The organism is Streptomyces sp. NPDC001606 (assembly GCF_053596835.1).
Window position 1 is genome coordinate 146,237 of record NZ_JBSFHC010000013.1, and the last position, 16,846, is coordinate 163,082.

21 protein-coding genes and 1 tRNA gene are annotated in these 16,846 nt (G+C 72.3%); 7 read left to right on the forward strand and 15 right to left on the reverse strand.

All coding sequences use genetic code 11. The features are described 5' to 3' along the window. Positions 1 to 42: 42 nt before the first annotated feature. Both ACWCV9_RS23650 and ACWCV9_RS23655 read right to left on the reverse strand, forming a co-directional pair. Entirely contained in the window at positions 43 to 2,583 is a 2,541-nt protein-coding gene (locus ACWCV9_RS23650; protein WP_450789295.1) for an MFS transporter, read from the reverse strand. Between the two features lie 13 nt (positions 2,584 to 2,596). Beyond that, on the reverse strand, positions 2,597 to 3,100 hold the full coding sequence (locus tag ACWCV9_RS23655) for a MarR family winged helix-turn-helix transcriptional regulator (protein WP_450789297.1): 504 nt from the start codon (positions 3,098 to 3,100) through the stop codon (positions 2,597 to 2,599). Between the two features lie 218 nt (positions 3,101 to 3,318). Here ACWCV9_RS23655 and ACWCV9_RS23660 point away from each other — a divergent pair, with 218 nt between their 5' ends. Further along, complete coding sequence (locus tag ACWCV9_RS23660) at positions 3,319 to 3,516, forward strand: hypothetical protein (protein WP_385841422.1); 198 nt, start codon at positions 3,319 to 3,321, stop codon at positions 3,514 to 3,516. 51 nt (positions 3,517 to 3,567) lie between these two features. On the opposite strand, the gene ACWCV9_RS23665 is transcribed toward ACWCV9_RS23660, so the two are convergent. Then, positions 3,568 to 3,810 carry a hypothetical protein gene (locus ACWCV9_RS23665; protein ID WP_450789299.1) on the reverse strand — a complete coding sequence of 81 codons (243 nt, stop codon included), beginning with the start codon at positions 3,808 to 3,810 and terminating at the stop codon, positions 3,568 to 3,570. Between the two features lie 40 nt (positions 3,811 to 3,850). On the opposite strand from ACWCV9_RS23665, the gene ACWCV9_RS23670 reads away from it, so the two are divergent. Further along, positions 3,851 to 4,213, forward strand: a complete 363-nt coding sequence (locus tag ACWCV9_RS23670; protein WP_450789300.1) for a hypothetical protein — start codon at positions 3,851 to 3,853, stop codon at positions 4,211 to 4,213. 180 nt (positions 4,214 to 4,393) lie between these two features. Here ACWCV9_RS23670 and ACWCV9_RS23675 read toward each other — a convergent pair whose 3' ends face one another. The 8 genes from ACWCV9_RS23675 to ACWCV9_RS23710 form a co-directional block, all read right to left on the reverse strand. Next, entirely contained in the window at positions 4,394 to 5,380 is a 987-nt protein-coding gene (locus ACWCV9_RS23675) for an RNA polymerase sigma factor SigF (RefSeq protein ID WP_450789301.1), read from the reverse strand. A gap of 350 nt (positions 5,381 to 5,730) precedes the next feature. Continuing rightward, entirely contained in the window at positions 5,731 to 6,600 is an 870-nt protein-coding gene (locus tag ACWCV9_RS23680) for an RNA polymerase sigma factor SigF (protein WP_385841801.1), read from the reverse strand. A 226-nt stretch (positions 6,601 to 6,826) separates the two neighbouring features. Continuing rightward, positions 6,827 to 7,120 carry a Dabb family protein gene (locus ACWCV9_RS23685; protein WP_356153995.1) on the reverse strand — a complete coding sequence of 98 codons (294 nt, stop codon included), beginning with the start codon at positions 7,118 to 7,120 and terminating at the stop codon, positions 6,827 to 6,829. A gap of 10 nt (positions 7,121 to 7,130) precedes the next feature. After that, positions 7,131 to 7,310: a hypothetical protein gene (locus ACWCV9_RS23690; protein ID WP_385841416.1), complete on the reverse strand. Its 180-nt coding sequence runs from the start codon at positions 7,308 to 7,310 to the stop codon at positions 7,131 to 7,133. A 173-nt stretch (positions 7,311 to 7,483) separates the two neighbouring features. Continuing rightward, positions 7,484 to 7,568 (reverse strand) — tRNA-Ser (locus ACWCV9_RS23695). A gap of 81 nt (positions 7,569 to 7,649) precedes the next feature. After that, on the reverse strand, positions 7,650 to 8,081 hold the full coding sequence (gene tadA / locus ACWCV9_RS23700) for a tRNA adenosine(34) deaminase TadA (protein WP_450789304.1): 432 nt from the start codon (positions 8,079 to 8,081) through the stop codon (positions 7,650 to 7,652). A gap of 59 nt (positions 8,082 to 8,140) precedes the next feature. After that, complete coding sequence (locus tag ACWCV9_RS23705) at positions 8,141 to 8,677, reverse strand: tRNA adenosine deaminase-associated protein (RefSeq protein ID WP_450789419.1); 537 nt, start codon at positions 8,675 to 8,677, stop codon at positions 8,141 to 8,143. 311 nt (positions 8,678 to 8,988) lie between these two features. Then, on the reverse strand, positions 8,989 to 9,189 hold the full coding sequence (locus ACWCV9_RS23710; protein WP_450789421.1) for a hypothetical protein: 201 nt from the start codon (positions 9,187 to 9,189) through the stop codon (positions 8,989 to 8,991). A gap of 102 nt (positions 9,190 to 9,291) precedes the next feature. On the opposite strand from ACWCV9_RS23710, the gene upp reads away from it, so the two are divergent. Continuing rightward, the gene (upp, locus tag ACWCV9_RS23715; protein WP_450789306.1) at positions 9,292 to 9,927 is read left to right on the forward strand and encodes a uracil phosphoribosyltransferase; all 636 of its coding nucleotides are present in this window, start codon (positions 9,292 to 9,294) and stop codon (positions 9,925 to 9,927) included. Between the two features lie 97 nt (positions 9,928 to 10,024). Here upp and ACWCV9_RS23720 read toward each other — a convergent pair whose 3' ends face one another. From ACWCV9_RS23720 to ACWCV9_RS23735, 4 genes are all read right to left on the reverse strand, one after another. Further along, positions 10,025 to 10,660 (reverse strand): LytR C-terminal domain-containing protein, encoded by a 636-nt coding sequence (locus tag ACWCV9_RS23720; protein ID WP_450789308.1) that lies wholly within the window; start codon positions 10,658 to 10,660, stop codon positions 10,025 to 10,027. Positions 10,661 to 10,772: 112 nt separating this feature from the next. Next, positions 10,773 to 11,069 (reverse strand): type II toxin-antitoxin system VapB family antitoxin, encoded by a 297-nt coding sequence (locus tag ACWCV9_RS23725; RefSeq protein WP_004943146.1) that lies wholly within the window; start codon positions 11,067 to 11,069, stop codon positions 10,773 to 10,775. 215 nt (positions 11,070 to 11,284) lie between these two features. After that, the gene (locus ACWCV9_RS23730; protein ID WP_450789310.1) at positions 11,285 to 11,986 is read right to left on the reverse strand and encodes an HdeD family acid-resistance protein; all 702 of its coding nucleotides are present in this window, start codon (positions 11,984 to 11,986) and stop codon (positions 11,285 to 11,287) included. A 92-nt stretch (positions 11,987 to 12,078) separates the two neighbouring features. Continuing rightward, positions 12,079 to 12,687 carry an HhH-GPD-type base excision DNA repair protein gene (locus tag ACWCV9_RS23735; RefSeq protein ID WP_450789312.1) on the reverse strand — a complete coding sequence of 203 codons (609 nt, stop codon included), beginning with the start codon at positions 12,685 to 12,687 and terminating at the stop codon, positions 12,079 to 12,081. Between the two features lie 144 nt (positions 12,688 to 12,831). Between ACWCV9_RS23735 and ACWCV9_RS23740 the strand changes: the two genes are divergently transcribed. Genes ACWCV9_RS23740 through ACWCV9_RS23755 form a run of 4 tightly spaced genes read left to right on the forward strand, consistent with a single transcriptional unit; the run spans position 12,832 to position 16,835 of the window. Further along, entirely contained in the window at positions 12,832 to 14,964 is a 2,133-nt protein-coding gene (locus ACWCV9_RS23740; RefSeq protein WP_450789313.1) for a penicillin acylase family protein, read from the forward strand. Next, positions 14,957 to 15,553: a GNAT family N-acetyltransferase gene (locus ACWCV9_RS23745; protein ID WP_450789314.1), complete on the forward strand. Its 597-nt coding sequence runs from the start codon at positions 14,957 to 14,959 to the stop codon at positions 15,551 to 15,553. Before ACWCV9_RS23740 ends, ACWCV9_RS23745 begins: the two co-directional genes overlap by 8 nt. Next, a complete protein-coding gene (locus ACWCV9_RS23750) occupies positions 15,550 to 16,065 on the forward strand; it encodes a cupin domain-containing protein (protein WP_450789315.1) in 516 nt (171 codons plus the stop codon). The genes ACWCV9_RS23745 and ACWCV9_RS23750 overlap by 4 nt, the downstream gene beginning before the upstream one ends. Further along, complete coding sequence (locus ACWCV9_RS23755; RefSeq protein WP_450789316.1) at positions 16,062 to 16,835, forward strand: SDR family NAD(P)-dependent oxidoreductase; 774 nt, start codon at positions 16,062 to 16,064, stop codon at positions 16,833 to 16,835. The genes ACWCV9_RS23750 and ACWCV9_RS23755 overlap by 4 nt, the downstream gene beginning before the upstream one ends. The last annotated feature ends 11 nt before the right edge of the window (positions 16,836 to 16,846 follow it).

Genomic DNA, 16,846 nt, shown 5'->3' on the forward strand with positions numbered 1-16,846 from the left:
GTGGTGCGCACGAGGGGCGCGCACCACGGGCCGGGGGCCGGACTACTCGCCGGGGTGGGCGAGTTCGATCTCGTGGCCGTCGACTCCGGTGCCGGAGACGGTGAGGGCCGTGGCCACCGGCGGGTAGCCCGTCGCGATGACGGTGTACTCGCCGCTGTCCAGGTCGGTGAAGGCGTACGCCCCGTCCGCGCCGGTGGTGGCGGTGCCGACCACGTTGCCGGCCTGGTCGACCAGGGTCACCCGGGCGTCGGCCAGCAGGCCGTGCGGGGACCGGACGACACCCTGGAGGCGGGCGCCGGCGTCCAGGTCGATCTCGACCCGGGTGACCCCGGTGGTGCCGACCTCGACCGGCAGCGCACGGGGCCTGAAGCCCTGCGCGTTGACCGCGACGGTGACGGTGCCGGGCACCAGGTCGGTGAGGGCGAAGTCGCCCTGCTCCCCGGTGGCGGCGGTGGCCAGCAGGTCACCGCGGACGTCGGTGACGATCACCATGGCGTCCTTGACCGGCAGCGCGCTCCCGGCGGCCCGGACCACACCGGTCAGCCCGCTGGTGCCGCTGAGCAGGATGTCGTACGACAGCGGTTCCTCGCCCACCACGACGGTGGAGGCCTGCGGCTGGTAGCCGTCGGCGGAGGCGATCAGGACGTACGAGCCGGTGCCCGGGGCGTCGATCGCGTAGCCGCCGTCGGCCTGGGCGACCGCGCGGCCCAGCTGGCGGCCGGACAGCGAGATCAGGGTGACCGCGGCCTGCGGGACCGGGGCGCTCTCGGCGCCGCGGACGAAGCCGTGCACCGGGGTGCCGCCGGTGGTGCCGGGCCCGGCGACCGTGGCGACGGCGGTGGCCAGCGGCTGGGTGGCCGTGGCGGCGGCCGGGGTCTGCGCGGTGGCGGCGGCCGGGGTGGCGGCGACGGCGGCCGGGACCGGCTGCTCGGCGACCGGGGCGGCCTCGGCGGCGACCGGGGTGGCCTCGGCGGGGGCGCTGTCGCCCTCGGCGGCCTGGGCCAGGGCTCCCTTGGTCTTCAGCGGAACCTCCTTGATGAACAGCACGACGACGAAGGCGATCAGGGCGAACGGCGCCGCGTAGAGGAAGACGTCGGCGATGCCGTGGCCGTAGGCGCCCTCCAGCCAGGTGCGGACCGGGGTGGGCAGCTTGTCCATGTCGGGCAGGCCGTTGCCGCCCGCCGCGTGCGCGGCCGCCATCCGGGCCTTCGGGCTCAGCTCGGTGATGGTGTCCTTGGCGTAGTGGGTGATCCGCTCGGACATGACCGAGCCGAGCACGCCGACGCCGACCGCACCGCCGAGGGAGCGGAAGAAGCTCACCACGGAGGAGGCGACACCGAGGTCCTGCGGGGCGACCTGGTTCTGCGTGGACAGCACCAGGTTCTGCATCATCATGCCGACGCCGATGCCCAGCAGCGCCATGTAGATCGACAGCTCCCAGTAGGGGGTGTCGTAGCGCATCAGGCCGAGCAGGCCGAGGCCCGCCGTGAGGAAGACACCGCCGGCGACCAGCCAGCCCTTCCAGCGTCCGGTGCTGGTGATGAACCGGCCGGAGACCATCGACGCGACGAACAGACCGCCGATCATCGGGATGGTCATCACACCCGACATGGTCGGGGACTTGTCGCGGGCCAGCTGGAAGTACTGCGAGAAGAAGACGGTGCCCGAGTACATGCCGACACCGACGAACAGCGAGGCCAGCGAGGCCAGCGAGATGGTGCGGTTGCGGAACAGGCGCAGCGGGATGATCGGCTCGGAGGCCTTGGTCTCGGTGTACACGAAGAGCAGCGCGAGCACGATCGTGCCGCCCACCATCGTGTACGTCTGCCAGGACAGCCAGTCGTACTTGTCGTTGGCGAAGGTGACCCAGATCAGCAGCAGCGAGGCCGCGGCGGTGATGAAGAAGGCGCCGAGCCAGTCGACCTTGACCTGGCGCTTGACCACCGGCAGGTGCAGGGTCTTCTGGAGGACGATCAGCGCGATCAGCGCGAACGGGATACCGACGAAGAGGCAGTAGCGCCAGCCGAGCCAGTCGGTGTCGGTGATGACACCGCCGAGCAGCGGGCCGCCGACGGTGGCCACGGCGAAGGTGGCACCGGTGTAACCGCTGTACCGGCCGCGCTCACGCGGGGAGATCATCGCGGCCATGATCACCTGGACCAGGGCGGACAGACCGCCGGCGCCCAGGCCCTGCACCACACGGGCGGTGATCAGCATGGCCGGGTTCTGCGCCGTACCGGCGATGACCGAGCCGATGATGTAGATCACCAGGGATATCTGGACCAGGGCCTTCTTGCTGACCAGGTCGGCCAGCTTGCCCCACAGCGGCACCGAGGCGGTCATCGAGAGCAGCGCCGCGGTGACGACCCAGGTGTACGCGGACTGGCCGCCGCCGAGGTCCTTGATGATCGTCGGCAGGGCGTTGGTGACGATGGTCGAGGACAGGATGGCGGCGAACAGGCCGAGCAGCAGGCCGGACAGCGCCTCCATGATCTGCCGGTGCGTCATCGGGGCGTGGCCCGCCGAGGAGCCTCCCCCGTGCTTGGCGTGAGCCCGCACACCGGCTGGTGTGGTCGTTGCCATGGGCTTCCTTCTCTTACGTGGTTGCGGGTGTACGGGTGGTCTCTGCGACTACGGGGGCGGGCTCCGCGGGGAGCCGGGCCGGCGTCGAGCGGCAGTCGCCGAAGGACGCCCGCAGGCGGGTCATCAGCCGGATGAGCTGGCCGACCTCGTCGTCGGTCCAGTCGGCGAGCCGCTCGGCGAGCAGATGCGAGGTCCGCCGGGACAGCTCGTCGCACTGCTCCAGGCCCGAGGGGGTCAGGCGCAGGATGCGCGAGCGCTTGTCCGCCGGGTCCGGGTGCCGTTCGATCCAGCCGCGTGCGGCGACGTGTGCGACATGGCGGCTGGTGACCGACATGTCCACGGCCAGCAGCTCGGCGAGCTTGCTCATGCGCATGTCGCCGTGGCGGCTGAGGAGCGTCAGCACGGCGGCCGAGCCGGCCGGGCAGTCGTGGGGCAGGATCCGCCCCAGGTCCCGTTTCACGGCCCCGACGGCACTGAGCTGACGCGCCAGCTCTTCGAACTGCGTCTGCTCGGCCATCACACCTCCCGTATTCGTTGCTTGGGGCAACCATACGCGCGATTGGTTGCTACAGGCAAATAAGTCGGATGGAGGCTGACGCAAAACCTTGGCAAAGGCAAGTATTGCGATCGTAAATGTGCAGGTCGGTGCGGGTGGGCTGCGGGTGGGCTGCCCCCGTCTGTCCCGGTGGCCCCCCACTTGGGTGCCCGGCCCCGTCTTCGCTAAGGTCTCGGGCCATGGCTAACACCCAGGGCCCCCAGGGCAATTACGACCCCGCCGGCAGCACCCAGATGTTCCGCGCGTTCGTCGACGAGGCTCCCCAGGGACGGCAGCAGCAGGCGGCGGCCTCCTCCGGCCCCCGCGTCGGCCTGATCATCGGCGTCATCGTGGCGATCGCGGTGGTGGCGGGTGTGGCCTGGCTGGCCCTGTCGTAGGACGCGCCGACGGGCTCACTGGCTCGTGCGGGCTGACTGGCTCGTGCGGGCTCATTTCCACCGTACGGAGACGTCCCGCGTCTCGATGTGCATGCCGAGCGGCACCCTCCAGGGGTCGACGCACACCGTCCAGTCGGTGCTCTGCTCCGCTCCGGCGGCGATCGGCACCGGCAGGTCCGCGGTGGACTCGACGGTTCCCCAGTCGATGCCGAGCGCCCCGATGATGTGCGTCCCGAAGGTCACCGAGCCCGACGCCACCGCCGTACCGCCCGCGTTGCGGAAGCCGACCGTCACCTTCTGGCACCAGCGGTGATCCGTCGGTGCCGTGGCGGGGGTGCCCCAGGAGAGATCGGCCGGGGCGGCCGGAGTGGTCGTCGGGGCGGTGGACGGGCCGGACGACGGGCCGGTCGACGAGGTGGGGCCGGAGGTCGGACCGGTTGTCGGGCCGGGCCTCGGGCTGCGGCTCGGTCTCGGAGAGGCGGGCGTCGGCGGTTCCGGGCTGCCGCTGTCATCCGAGGTCGGAGTAGTGGCCGGGGATGCGGACGCAGGGGTCGCCCCTGGAGGTGAGTCGCTGCTCGCCCGGGTACGGCTGTGGCGGCGCGGGCCGGCTCCGTCGAGCGGTACCAGCGTCACCGATCCCGTCGGCGTCGCGGCCGACGGGCGTCCCGGCGAGGAGCCGCCGCCCACCGCGGCATAGCCGCCACCCGGTCCGCCGCCTCCGCAGGCGGCGATCACCCCGCCGAGGCAGACGAAGACCACCGAAGCCGCCGCGAGGACCCCGCGGCGGCCACGCATCCATGTCGTCGCATGAAGCATCGCCCCATGGTGGCTGACATACCGTCAGATAGGAATATCGGCGCGGGTGTCCCGCGGACCGTTAGTCCGAGATGAGACCTTCGCGGAGCTGCGCCAGCGTCCGGGTCAGCAGCCGGGACACGTGCATCTGCGAGATCCCGACCTCCTCGCCGATCTGCGACTGGGTCATGTTCGCGAAGAACCGCAGCATGATGATCCGCCGCTCCCGGGGCGGGAGTTTGGCCAGCAGCGGCTTGAGCGACTCGCGGTACTCCACGCCCTCCAGGGCCGTGTCCTCGTAGCCGAGCCGGTCGGCCAGGGAGGCCTCGCCGCCGTCGTCCTCGGGGGCGGGGGAGTCCAGGGAGGAGGCGGTGTACGCGTTGCCGACCGCAAGGCCGTCGACCACGTCCTCCTCGGAGACGCCGAGCGCGGCGGCCAGCTCCGTGACCGTCGGCGAGCGGTCCAGCTTCTGGGACAGCTCGTCGCTCGCCTTGGTCAGGGCCAGGCGCAGCTCCTGGAGCCGGCGCGGGACGCGCACCGACCAGGAGGTGTCCCGGAAGAAGCGCTTGATCTCGCCGACCACGGTCGGCATCGCGAAGGTCGGGAACTCCACGCCCCGTTCGCAGTCGAAGCGGTCGATCGCCTTGATCAGGCCGATGGTGCCGACCTGGACGATGTCCTCCATCGGCTCGTTGCGCGAGCGGAAGCGCGCGGCCGCGTAGCGGACCAGCGGCAGGTTCAGCTCGATCAGGGTGTCCCGGACGTAGGCCCGCTCGGGGCTGTCCTCGCCGAGCGCGGCGAGTCGCAGGAACAGGGAGCGGGACAGGGTGCGGGTGTCGATGTCCCCGGTGGCCGGCAGGACCGGCGGGGCCTCGACGGCGAGCGGGGACTCGAGGTCGGCCCCGGCGTCGGCGGCGGCCTCGGCGAGGGGAACGGTCGGGGACGGCACGGCGGCGAGGGGCGTGATGCCCTCGATGCCGTCGAGGACGTCGAGAGCGTCGAGCTCCTTGGGCGCAACCTCGCTCATCGCGGGCGTCAGCACCTTCGAGCTGCCCTGGTCTGCGGACATGCCACCCCCTTTGGGTCGCGGGACGGTCGCGGCGGCGGCGCCGTCTTCCGGGCAACGCAGCCTTCACCTGAATACCGGAGCCGAAGCCCCGGCAAACGCTCTTCCCGCAGAATGTCACATGTCGGCAACACGCTGTAGTGACATGTCGACATGCAAGATTCGAATCGCCCCTGGATAAAAGGGGTCTGACGCTCTTTCGGGGCACAACTGTCGGCATCGGTGCTGGTGAGCGATTCGCTCTGCGCGGTGAGGCATCGATCGCGTTTGCGATGCAGGCCGTGATCCCTGCCGTGCTTCCGTGCGCCTGCCGTGCACCGGCCCGAAGGGTGGGTCGGAAGTCCCCTAAGGGGTTATGCGTCGATGCGATTCGCGGAGCGCAGTCGCTGGAAGCTGCGGGCGAGCAGCCGGGAGACATGCATCTGGGAGACGCCGAGTTCCGCGCTGATCTGGCTCTGGGTGAGATTGCTGTAGTAGCGCAGCAGCAGGATGCGCTGCTCCCTCTCGGGGAGTTGGACGAGGAGATGGCGGACCAGGTCGCGGTGTTCCACGCCGTCCAGGGCGGGATCCTCGTATCCGATGCGGTCCAGCAGGCCGGGCAGCCCGTCGCCCTCCTGCGCGGCCTCCAGCGAGGTGGCGTGGTACGACCGCCCCGCCTCGATGCAGGACAGCACCTCGTCCTCGCTGATCCGCAGCCGCTCGGCGATCTCGGCGGTGGTGGGCGAGCGGCCGTAGAGCGTGGTCAGGTCCTCGGTGGCGCTGTTCACCTGCACCCACAGCTCGTGCAGCCGGCGCGGTACGTGGACCGTGCGGACGTTGTCCCGGAAGTACCGCTTGATCTCGCCGACGACGGTGGGCATCGCGAAGGTCGGGAACTGCACGCCGCGGTCGGGGTCGAAGCGGTCGATGGCGTTGATCAGTCCGATGGTGCCGACCTGGACGACGTCCTCCATGGGCTCGTTGCGGGAGCGGAAGCGGGCGGCCGCGTAGCGCACGAGCGGGAGGTTCGCCTCGATCAGCGCCCCCCGTACCCGGTTGTGCTCCGGCGTGCCCGGGGTGAGCTGCTTCAGCTCGGCGAAGAGTACCTGGGTCAGGGCCCGGGTGTCGGCGCCGCGGCGTTTTCCGGGGCCGGGAGGGTCGGGCGCGGGGTCCGAGAGGGCGGGTGCGGGGGCGGGAGCGGGCGCCTCTTCCTGGGGCGGCGCAGTACTGGCCGACACGGTCAACGCCACCTCTTCATCGGTCAATCATCCGTCAAAAGCGGTCATAGCATCACAAGACATGTGCACTGTGTGCAAGCACCCCATAACCCCGTGTTGTGTTCAAACTCCGACAAGTTGGGGTCGGCGGACCGGGGTGCAGGGACGGGTGCAGGGACCGGGTGCAGGACGCGCGGAAGCCCCCCGCCGTCCGGCGAGGGGCTTCCGGGAGAACTCGGGGGAGCCGGGTGGCCTAGAACTCGTAGTCCGCGATCACCCAGGTGGCGAACTCGCGCCACAGCGCGACGCCCGCCTGGTGGGCCGGGTGCTCCAGGTAGCGCTTGAGGGCGTCCGCGTCCTCGACGGCCGAGTTGATCGCGAAGTCGTAGGCGATCGGCCGGTCGCTGATGTTCCAGGCGCACTCCCAGAAGCGCAGCTCCTCGATCTGGCCGCCCAGTGCCCGGAACGCCTCCACGCCCGCCACGACCCGCGGATCGTCACGCTCGACGCCCTCGTTGAGCTTGAACAGGACCAGGTGGCGGATCATGGGGTGTACCTCAGCTCTTTCCTCCGTTGGCGACCCAGGTCATGAAGTCGCCTATGGCCTTGGCCGCGTCAGATATGCCCTCGAAGCCTATCTGGACGTACGAGGCCGCCTTGGCCGGGTCCGTGATGATCACGTAGAGCACGAAGACCACGAGCGCGTACACCACGATCTTCTTGGCGTTCACCGCCACCGCGGCCTCCCCTCTGCCTTGGCCTCGTGGGCCGCTGCCGCCGGCCGCGAGTCTAACCTTCACGGCCTTTTCCAGGGCCAACGGCCCACTGCCCGAGGCCCCTTGCCGCGCGGGCGGCCACCGTGGGGCGCGCGCACGAAGGGCCCCGTCTTTCGACGGGGCCCTTCCAAGAGCGGTAGCGGAGGGATTTGAACCCTCGGTGACTTGCGCCACACTCGCTTTCGAGGCGAGCTCCTTCGGCCGCTCGGACACGCTACCGAGGGAGACCCTACAGCAAGGTGGGGCAAGGTTTGAAATCGGTATCCGGTGCTGCCGTGACTGCTGTCGCGACCGGTGCCGTCAGCGGTTCCGGAAGAAGTCGGTGAGGAGTCGGGCGCAGTCCGTGGCGAGGACGCCCTCGATGACCTCCGGGCGGTGGTTGAGCCGCCGGTCGCGCACCACGTCCCAGAGCGAGCCGGTCGCGCCGGCCTTGTCGTCGCGGGCGCCGTAGACCACCCGGTCCACCCGGGACTGGACCAGCGCGCCCGCGCACATCGTGCAGGGCTCCAGGGTGACGACGAGCGTGCAGCCGGTCAGCCGCCACTCCCCGAGCCTGGCCGCGGCCCGCCTGAGCGCGAGGACCTCCGCGTGGGCCGTGGGATCACCCGTGACCTCGCGCTCGTTGTGCCCGGCCGCGATCACCGTCGTACCGTCCGGGCCCAGCACGAGCGCGCCGACCGGGACGTCCCCGCCCCGGGCGGCCAGCCCGGCCTCCTCCAGGGCGAGCCGCATCGCGGCCCGCCAGCGGTCGCGTACCGGGTCCGGCGTGCCCTGCCCGTGCTGTGCTGCGGTCAGCGGACGGTCTCCAGCACCTCCGAGGCACCCAGGGCCTCGGCGATCGTGTTCAGCGCGTCGTCGGCGTCCAGGGTGCGCAGCTCCTTCTCGCTGATGCCCAGGTCGTCGAGGATCCGGCTGTCGCCCACCGGGGTGTGCGACACCGCGTCGCCCCCGGTGCCGTCCGTGTCCTCGTCCTCGTCCTCGGACTCGCCGTCCTCGGTGCCGTCGAGGTCCAGGGAGTCCAGGTCGGGGCCGTCGTCGGCACCCGGCTCCCGGCCGAGCAGCTCGTCGGTGAGCAGCAGCTCGCCGTACGCGCTGCGCTGGGCGGCGGCCGCGTCCGAGACGTAGATGCGAGGGTCGTCCTCGCCGTCCACGCGGACGACGCCGAACCAGGCGTCCTCCTGCTCGATCAGCACGAGCACCGTGTCCTCGTCGGGAGAGGCTTCCCGGGCCAGGTCGGCCAGATCCGACAGGGTCTCCACATCGTCGAGCTCTGTGTCGCTCGCTTCCCACCCGTCTTCGGTGCGCGCGAGCAGTGCGGCGAAGTACACCGTGACTCTCCCACTGGTCATAGGCGTGCCGGTTGGGGGTCCCCCCGGCGGAGGTTCTTGGGCGGAGAGAGCTGGGCTCCGAGCCCCACCCACTCGGAATCGTGGCAGAAACAAGGCGTTCAGGGGACGTCTTCGGCTCCCTGTGTCCGGCAGTTTCGAGCGTGGATCCGTAATCGACTCACCAGCGCACTTGTTGCCGCCACCTGCGGATCGTACGCGGCTTTTCGAAGCACTCACGCACCCCCGCCTGCCAAACGCCCAAGCGGACCTGGATCTTCCCCACCGGGGGCCGGTCCACCGGCCGCGCGTGGCTACCAGCGGAAGGTCCGCATCCGCATCGCGTGGCGCAGGCGCGCGGCCTTCGTGCGCCGGGGCTGGACGCGGGCGCGCAGGGCGCGGGCCTCGGCGAGGTCGCGCAGGAACTGGGCGCGCCGGCGGCGCCGCTCGGCGTCGTTCTCCGGCGCCTTCGCTCCGGCGGTCTCGGAATCGCCCGCGTCGCGCGGGTCAGGCAGGTCAGGCACGTCACACCACCCCGGTCCTCCCTCCCACTTTCCCCCGGACGGCCGGTTTGACGCCAGGGCGGGGCGGTCGTCGGCGCAGGTACCGTTATGGGCATGCGTCTCCACGTCGTCGACCACCCCCTGGTCGCTCACAAGCTCACCACGCTGCGCGACCAGCGCACCGACTCCGCGACCTTCCGCCGGCTCGCCGACGAACTGGTCACCCTGCTCGCCTACGAGGCCACGCGGGACGTACGCACCGAGACCGTCGACATCCAGACGCCGGTCGCGCAGACCACCGGCGTCAAGCTCGCCCGGCCCCGCCCGCTGGTGGTGCCGATCCTGCGCGCCGGTCTCGGCATGCTGGACGGCATGGTCCGGCTGCTGCCGACCGCCGAGGTGGGCTTCCTCGGCATGATCCGCAACGAGGAGACGCTCCAGGCCTCCACCTACGCCTCGCGCATGCCGGAGGACCTCTCGGGCCGCCAGGTGTACGTCCTCGACCCGATGCTGGCCACCGGCGGCACGCTGGTCGCGGCGATCCAGGAGCTGATCAAGCGGGGCGCCGACGATGTCACGGCGGTGGTGCTGCTGGCCGCTCCCGAGGGCGTCGAGGTCATGGAGCGGGAGCTGGCGGGCACGCCGGTGACGGTCGTGACGGCCGCGGTGGACGACCACCTCAACGAGCTGGGCTACATCGTGCCGGGGCTGGGCGACGCGGGCGACCGCCTGTACGGCGCGGCCGAGTAGGTTTCCGCGACTGCGGGCGGCTCAGGGGAGCCCAGGGGTGCCTGAAGAGGCGCCCAGGGGTTCCCCTTTTCTTACGAGCCTTTTCCTACGGGTTTTCCTACGAGCAGCCCTTCTTGACGGATTCCGCCGTCGCGTCGGGCGTGGTCAGCGCCGCCAGGGCCTGCTGTGCGTCCGCCGGCTTGGCCAGGCCCTTGAAGCCGTCCCCGATGATGAGGTCGAGGTCGGCTTCCTTGCGGCCGTCGACCCGTTGCTCGGCGGCGGCCAGCTGGGTGGCCAGCACCGGGAGCGAGGTGTTCCGGGCGCCGGCGGGGCCGAGCAGTATCCCGGTGCCCTTGACCTTCTTGTCGTACTCCTTGCCGGCGTTGCCCACGTCACCGATCTTGAAGCCGCGCTTCTTCAGCGCGTCGGCGGTGTCCTTGGCGAGTCCGGTGCGCTGGGTGGCGTTGTAGACGTTCACCGTGATCTGGCCCGGCTCGGGCAGGGCCTTGGCATGGGCGGCGGGGGAGACCTTGGTCCGGCAGCCGGCCTTGGACGTGGCCGCTGTCGCCTTCTCGCCGCCGGTGAAGACGTCGATGAGCTGCACGGTGCCCCAGCCGATCAGACCGAGCGCGGCGGCGGACGCCACCACGGCGGCGACGAGCCTGCCGCGTCGCCGGGGCGGACGCATCCGAGGGTATTTGTCCCCCGTGATCCGGTACTGGCCGCCCATGCCGGGAGGAGTCAGCATGCTCATGGGCGCAGCGTAGTGCGCCCGGGCGGCGCTGCCTATTAGATGATCAGTCGATGCCGCCGAGTGGAACCCGAAAGGGCCAACGGCTGTGTCGCGCCGGGCCGGTCGGGGCCGGTCAGTCCAGCTCGAGCACGCGCGCGTGCAGCACCTGACGCTGCTGGAGGGCGGCGCGGACGGCGCGGTGCAGTCCGTCCTCCAGGTAGAGGTCGCCCTGCCACTTCACGACGTGCGCGAAGAGGTCGCCGTAGAACGTCGAGTCCTCCGCCAGCAGGGTCTCGAGATCGAGCTGCTGCTTGGTGGTGACGAGCTGATCGAGGCGGACCGGGCGCGGCGCGACGTCCGCCCACTGCCGGGTGCTTTCCCGGCCGTGGTCGGGGTACGGCCGGCCGTTTCCGATGCGCTTGAAGATCACACGGAAAGCCTACCGGTCAAGACGTTCCGGGCGCAGCCATGGCGACGGAGTGCCAGCCTGGAAAAGATCTCGCAAACAGAACATAACGGGGATTACCGGGAGCATGTGTGGGCGAAGCAGGGGTCTCCGCGCCCGGCTCCCCGTCCGCCCGGCCGTTATGCACAGGCTGTGGACCGTGGGTCGGGTGAACAGGGAGGGCGTGGGGTTGACGGGGGTCACACGGTCCGTGGGATCTGCCGGGCCCGGCTGCGGATGCCGAAGGAGGTGACGATCTCCACGATGCCGACCACGACCAGCCAGATGCCGCCGACGAGGGTCAGTACGGCGACCGAGCGGAACGGTGAGTCGATCAGCACGATGCCGGCGAGGAAGGTGAGGACCCCGAGGAACACCTGCCAGCCGCGGGCGGGCATGCGGGGGTCGGAGGCGGCCGCCAGGGTCTGGGTGATGCCGCGGATCACCCAGCCGATGCCGATCCACAGGGCGAGCAGCAGGATCGACTGCATGGGCCCGCGGAAGCAGAACAGGCCGAGCAGGACCGACAGGGCGCCGCTGACGAAGGCCAGCACCCGCAGCGAGGTCGCCTTGTGGGTGCCGAAGGCGGCGACGAGCTGGAAGATGCCGCTGATCAGCAGGTATACGCCGAAGAGGACGCCGACCACGAGCAGGGAGGGGCCGGGCCAGACGAGCACCAGGACGCCCAGGATCAGCGAGGCGATGCCGGTGACCAGGACGACCTGCCAGGCGGCCTGCGACAGAGCGTGCAGGGGGCCCTCGAACGGCGGCTCGGGTTCCCGGTGGCCGCCACCCGGCGGCGCGGACTCCCGGGTGCCGCCGCCGGGCGGCGTGCTCGCGTGCACATGCCGGTCGTCGTACTCGCGGCCCCAGTCCGGGCCGCTGTTCGGTGCCTCGGTCATGATCCATCGTTGGCCCGGCGCCCACGGCCCTGCCAGCGGGCAGCGCCCGAACGGGTGACACCGCGGCCCGGTCGGGTCCGGGGCGGGCCGGGTCAGCCGGTGCCGCTCGACGTGCCCGAGGCCTTCGCCGCCTTCGCCGCCGCCTTCATCTCCTGCTTGTGGGCGCGCACCTTGGCCAGCGACTCGGGTCCGGTGATGTCGGCGACGGACCGGAAGGACTTCGCCTCGCCGTACGGCCCCGCGGCCTTCCGCCAGCCCTCCGGCGCGACCCCGAGCTGCTTGCCCAGCAGGGCGAGGAAGATCTGCGCCTTCTGCTTGCCGAACCCCGGCAGCTCCTCCAGCCGTTTCCGCAGCTCGGCGCCGGTGGCGACGCCCCGCCAGACGGCCTCGGCGTCACCGTCGTAGTGCTCGGTCAGGTACTGGCACAGCTGCTGCACCCGCTTGGCCATCGAGCCCGGGTACCGGTGCACCGCCGGCTTCTCGGAGAGCACCGCGGCGAAGGCCTCCGGGTCCATCGCGGCGATGTCGTGCGCGTCCAGGTCCTCGGCGCCGAGCCGGTCGGCGATGGTCCGGGGCCCCTTGAACGCCCACTCCATCGGGATCTGCTGGTCCAGCAGCATGCCGACGAGCGCGGCGAGCGGGGAGCGTCCGAGCAGCGCGTCGGCGGCGGGGTCCTGGGCGAGATGCAGGGTGACGTCCATGGGTCGATGATCCCGCGCGGCCGGTGATCCGGCATGGCCGGTCTCCCGCGACCAGGGTGCAGGTGCCGTGCAGGGGCACCGCTCCCGTACGATTCAACCATCATCAAGTTAGGCAAGGCTAACCTAAAGCGAAGGGGGTCCCAGGTGACCACCGAGACCTGGCGCGACGCCTGGGGCATCCCCCACCTGCGCGCCGCCGACGCCCGCGAACTCGCCCGCGCCCAGGGCCGGGTGACCGCGCTGGACCGCGCCTGGCAACTGGAGGTCGAACGCCACCGCGCCCAGGGCACCTCGGCCGCCTTCCTCGGCGCCGCCGCCCTCTCCTGGGACGTCCTCGCCCGCCGCGCCCGCCTCGACGACACCGCCCGCCGCTGCTTCACCGCGCTGGAACGCCGGGACGCGGAGACGGCGGACTGGGTCCGCGCGTTTGTCGAGGGGGTCAACGAAGGCCTGCCGCGCGGCGCCCGCCGGGCCCCCGAGTTCGCCCGCACCGGTCTCACCCCCGGCCCCTGGCAGCCCTGGACACCCCTCGCCGTCTGGCTCTCCACCCACATCCTCTTCGCCGGCTTCCCCGCCAAGCTCTGGCGCGAGCAGGCGATCCGGCACCTCGGCCCCGACGCCGTCGGCCTGTTCGCCACGGACGGCCCCGGCACGGCGGGCAGCAACGGCTGGCTGGTCACCGGCGACCGCACGGACACCGGGCACGCCCTGATCGCCGGCGACCCCCACCGCTTCATCGAGGACCCCGGCGTCTACCAGCAGATCCACCTGTCCTGCCCCGAGTTCGACGTGGTCGGCCTGGCGGTCCCCGGCATCCCCGGTATCGCCCACTTCGGGCACACCGGCCAGGTCGCCTGGGCCATCACCCACGCCATGGCCGACTACCAGGACCTCTACCGCGAGCGGCTGCGCCGCACCGGCGCGGGAGTGGAGGCCCTGGGCCCCGACGGCCACTGGCACCGCGCCACCCGCCACACCGAGACGGTCCACATCGCGCACGAACCCCCGCTGGAGATCGAGCTGATCGAGACCCCGCGCGGCCCGGTGGTCGCCGGAGGGCCGGAGGGCCTGGACGCGGGCGTCATAGAGGGTGCCGATCCGGGCGTCGTGGGCGACGGCGACGACACCACCGCCCTGGCCCTGCGCTACCCGCCCCGGGTCACGGAAGACCTCGGCTTCAGCGCCCTCCTCCCCCTCCTGCGCGCCCGCACCGTCGCCGACGTCGACCGGGCCCTGGACTCCTGGGCCGAACCGGTCAACACCGTCCTGGCCGCCGACACGGCCGGAGGCACCCTGCACCGCATCGCCGGCCGGGTCCCGCTCCGCGCCCACGCCAACCGTCTGCACCCCGTGCCCGCCTGGCTCCCCGGCCACGAGTGGCAGGGCTGGCACGAGACGCCGTACGCGCCCACGCCCGACGGCACCGCCGTCATGGCCAACGAGCGCGGCCTCGCCTCCCCCCTCGGCGTCGAGTTCGCCCCGCCGCACCGCGCCACCCGCATCCAGGACCTGCTCGACGCGCGCCCCACCTGGACCGCCGACGCCATGCCCGCGCTCCACACCGACACCCACCTCGGCTCCGCCGGACCCCTCCTCGACCACCTCGCCGCCCTCGACGGGCTGACCCCCGCCGCGGCCCGGCTGCGCGACCGCCTGCTCGCCTGGGACCGCCGTATGGACGCCGACAGCACCGACGCGGCGGCCTACGCCGCGCTGCGCGGCGCGGTCGTACGCCAGATCGCCGCGCACCCCGTCCTCGCCCCGCTCGCCGAGCCCCCGGCCTACCCCGACCTGCTGCTCCCCTGGCTGGCCCTCATCCCGCGCGTCGGCTACGCCCTGGAACACCTGCTCCGCGCCGAGAAGCTGTACGGCATCGACCGCCCCGCCCTGGTCCGCGCCGCCCTGGAGGAGACCGCGGCCGCGCCGCCCACCGGCACCTGGGCGGACACCCACCGGCTCGCCGCCTGGAGAGCCCTGCCCGAGGAGCCGGAGAAGGAGCCGGAACCCGGTCTCGCCGGGGACCACGACTGCCTGCTGTGCACCTCCGCCGTGCCCGGCGTCACCGACCGCGCGGCCCGCGGTCCCGCCGCCCGCTACGTCTGGGACCTCGCCGACCGCGCCAACAGCCGCTGGGTGGTCCCCTTCGGCGCCGACGGCGTCCCCGGCAGCCCGCACCACCGCGACCAGCTCCCGCTGTGGCGGGCGGGAGAACTGGCCCCGGTCGTCACCGACTGGACCTCGCTCACCCCCGACCCCACCGAGGAGACCGATGACTGACCCGCACCTCCCCCACGAAGAGCACATCGACGGCTACGGCACCGTCCGCGTCCGCCCCCTCGACCCGGCCGCCGACGCGGACGTGATCCACGCCTGGGTCAGCGAGGAGCGCGCCGCCTTCTGGGGCATGACCGGCCTCACCCGCGACCAGGTCGCCGAGATCTACACCCACATGGCCGGCCTCGACACCCACCACGCCCACCTGGTCACCAGGAACGGCGTGCCGGCGGCCCTGCTCCAGACGTACGAACCGGCCGCCGACCGGGTCGGCGAGGTCTACGACGTACGCCCCGGCGACCTCGGCGTCCACCTCCTGCTCGCCCCGGCCGGGCCCGAAGGCCCGCGCCCCGGCTGGACGTCCGCCCTGCTCACCGCGGTCACCGGATACGCCCTGCTGGTCCTCGACCGACGGCGGCTCGTGGTCGACCCCGACGTCCGCAACGCCAAGGCGATCGCCCGCTTCGAACGCCAGGGATTCGTGCGGGGGCCGGAGGTCGTCCTGCCGGAGGTCGACCTCCCCGACGTGCACCTCCCGGAGAAGCGGGCTCAACTCGCCTTCCTGCCACGGGAGGTAGCCTTCCCCGGGTGACGAACCCGGACCCGCACCCGGCCCGCACGTCCGGCGCGCCGACCCCCGAGGACCTGATCACCCACTACGGCCTGGAACCCATCCCCCGCGAGGGCGGCCTGTTCCGGCGCACCTGGGCGGGGCCCGAGCGGCCGGACGGCCGCCCGGAGGGGACCGCCATCGTCGCCCTGCTCACCGCCGACGACTTCTCCGCCCTGCACCGCCTGCCCTTCGCCGAGATCTGGCACTTCTACCTCGGCGACCCGCTGCACCTGCTGCTCCTCGCCCCCGACGGCAGCACCCGTACGGCCGTCCTCGGCCCCGCCCTGCACGCCGGCCAGCACCTCCAGTTCACCGTCCCGGCGGGCACCTGGATGGGGGCCCGGGTGGCGCCCGGCGGGGCCTGGAGCCTCTTCGGCTGCACCATGGCCCCCGGATTCACCTACCCGGACTACGAACACGGCGACGCGGACGTCCTTGCGGCGCGTTATCCGGCCGAGGCCGCCCGGATCAGGGAACTGTGCCGTCCATGAGTCGGCTCACCCCTCTGCTGGCGGGACAGACCGCCCTCGTCACCGGTGCCGGCGGCGGTATCGGTCGCGTCATCGCCCTGCGGTTCGCCGAGGAGGGCGCGAAGGTGGCCCTGCACTGCCGTACCTCCCGCGCGGCGGCCGAGGACACCGCCGGCCGCATCCGGGCCGCGGGCGGCGAGGCGGTCGTTCTCCAGGCGGACCTGACGGACGAACAGGCCTGCCACCGGCTGGTCCGGGAGACGGTGCGGTGGTCCGGCGGCACGCTCACCGCGCTGGTCAACAACGCGGCCGTGCAGCCCGTCCAGCCGCTGCCCGGCATGACGGCGGCCGAGTGGCGCACGGTCGTCGACACCGACCTCACCGGCGTCTTCTCCTGCACCCAGGCCGCCGCCGCGCATCTGCGCGCCCACGGCGGCGGCACCGTCACCCACATCGCCTCCATCGAGGCCGGCCACCCGGCCCCGGGCCACGCCCACTACAGCGCGGCCAAGGCGGCGGTGGTGATGCACGCGCGCGCGGCGGCCCTGGAGTACGGCCCGTTCGGCATCCGCGTCAACACGGTGTCACCGGGGCTGATCGACCGCCCGGGGCTGGCCGGGGACTGGCCGGACGGCGTCCGCCGCTGGCTCGCCGCCGCCCCCGCGGGCCGCCTCGGCCGCCCGGAGGACGTGGCGGACGCGTGCGTGTTCCTCGCCTCCCCGCTCGCCTCCTGGATCACCGGGCACGACCTGGTGGTGGACGGCGGCGTCTCGGCCCGCCCGACCTGGTGAGCAGCTCGGCC

Excerpts from the sequence above, each read along its gene's own strand:
- ACWCV9_RS23650 (WP_450789295.1), bottom strand. The coding sequence starts at position 2,583 with ATGGCAACGACCACACCAGCCGGTGTGCGGGCTCACGCCAAGCACGGG.
- ACWCV9_RS23655 (WP_450789297.1), bottom strand. The coding sequence starts at position 3,100 with ATGGCCGAGCAGACGCAGTTCGAAGAGCTGGCGCGTCAGCTCAGTGCC.
- ACWCV9_RS23660 (WP_385841422.1), top strand. The coding sequence starts at position 3,319 with ATGGCTAACACCCAGGGCCCCCAGGGCAATTACGACCCCGCCGGCAGC.
- ACWCV9_RS23675 (WP_450789301.1), bottom strand. The coding sequence starts at position 5,380 with ATGTCCGCAGACCAGGGCAGCTCGAAGGTGCTGACGCCCGCGATGAGC.
- ACWCV9_RS23685 (WP_356153995.1), bottom strand. The coding sequence starts at position 7,120 with ATGATCCGCCACCTGGTCCTGTTCAAGCTCAACGAGGGCGTCGAGCGT.
- tadA (WP_450789304.1), bottom strand. The coding sequence starts at position 8,081 with ATGCGGCTCGCCCTGGAGGAGGCCGGGCTGGCCGCCCGGGGCGGGGAC.
- upp (WP_450789306.1), top strand. The coding sequence starts at position 9,292 with ATGCGTCTCCACGTCGTCGACCACCCCCTGGTCGCTCACAAGCTCACC.
- ACWCV9_RS23720 (WP_450789308.1), bottom strand. The coding sequence starts at position 10,660 with ATGAGCATGCTGACTCCTCCCGGCATGGGCGGCCAGTACCGGATCACG.
- ACWCV9_RS23730 (WP_450789310.1), bottom strand. The coding sequence starts at position 11,986 with ATGACCGAGGCACCGAACAGCGGCCCGGACTGGGGCCGCGAGTACGAC.
- ACWCV9_RS23735 (WP_450789312.1), bottom strand. The coding sequence starts at position 12,687 with ATGGACGTCACCCTGCATCTCGCCCAGGACCCCGCCGCCGACGCGCTG.
- ACWCV9_RS23745 (WP_450789314.1), top strand. The coding sequence starts at position 14,957 with ATGACTGACCCGCACCTCCCCCACGAAGAGCACATCGACGGCTACGGC.
- ACWCV9_RS23755 (WP_450789316.1), top strand. The coding sequence starts at position 16,062 with ATGAGTCGGCTCACCCCTCTGCTGGCGGGACAGACCGCCCTCGTCACC.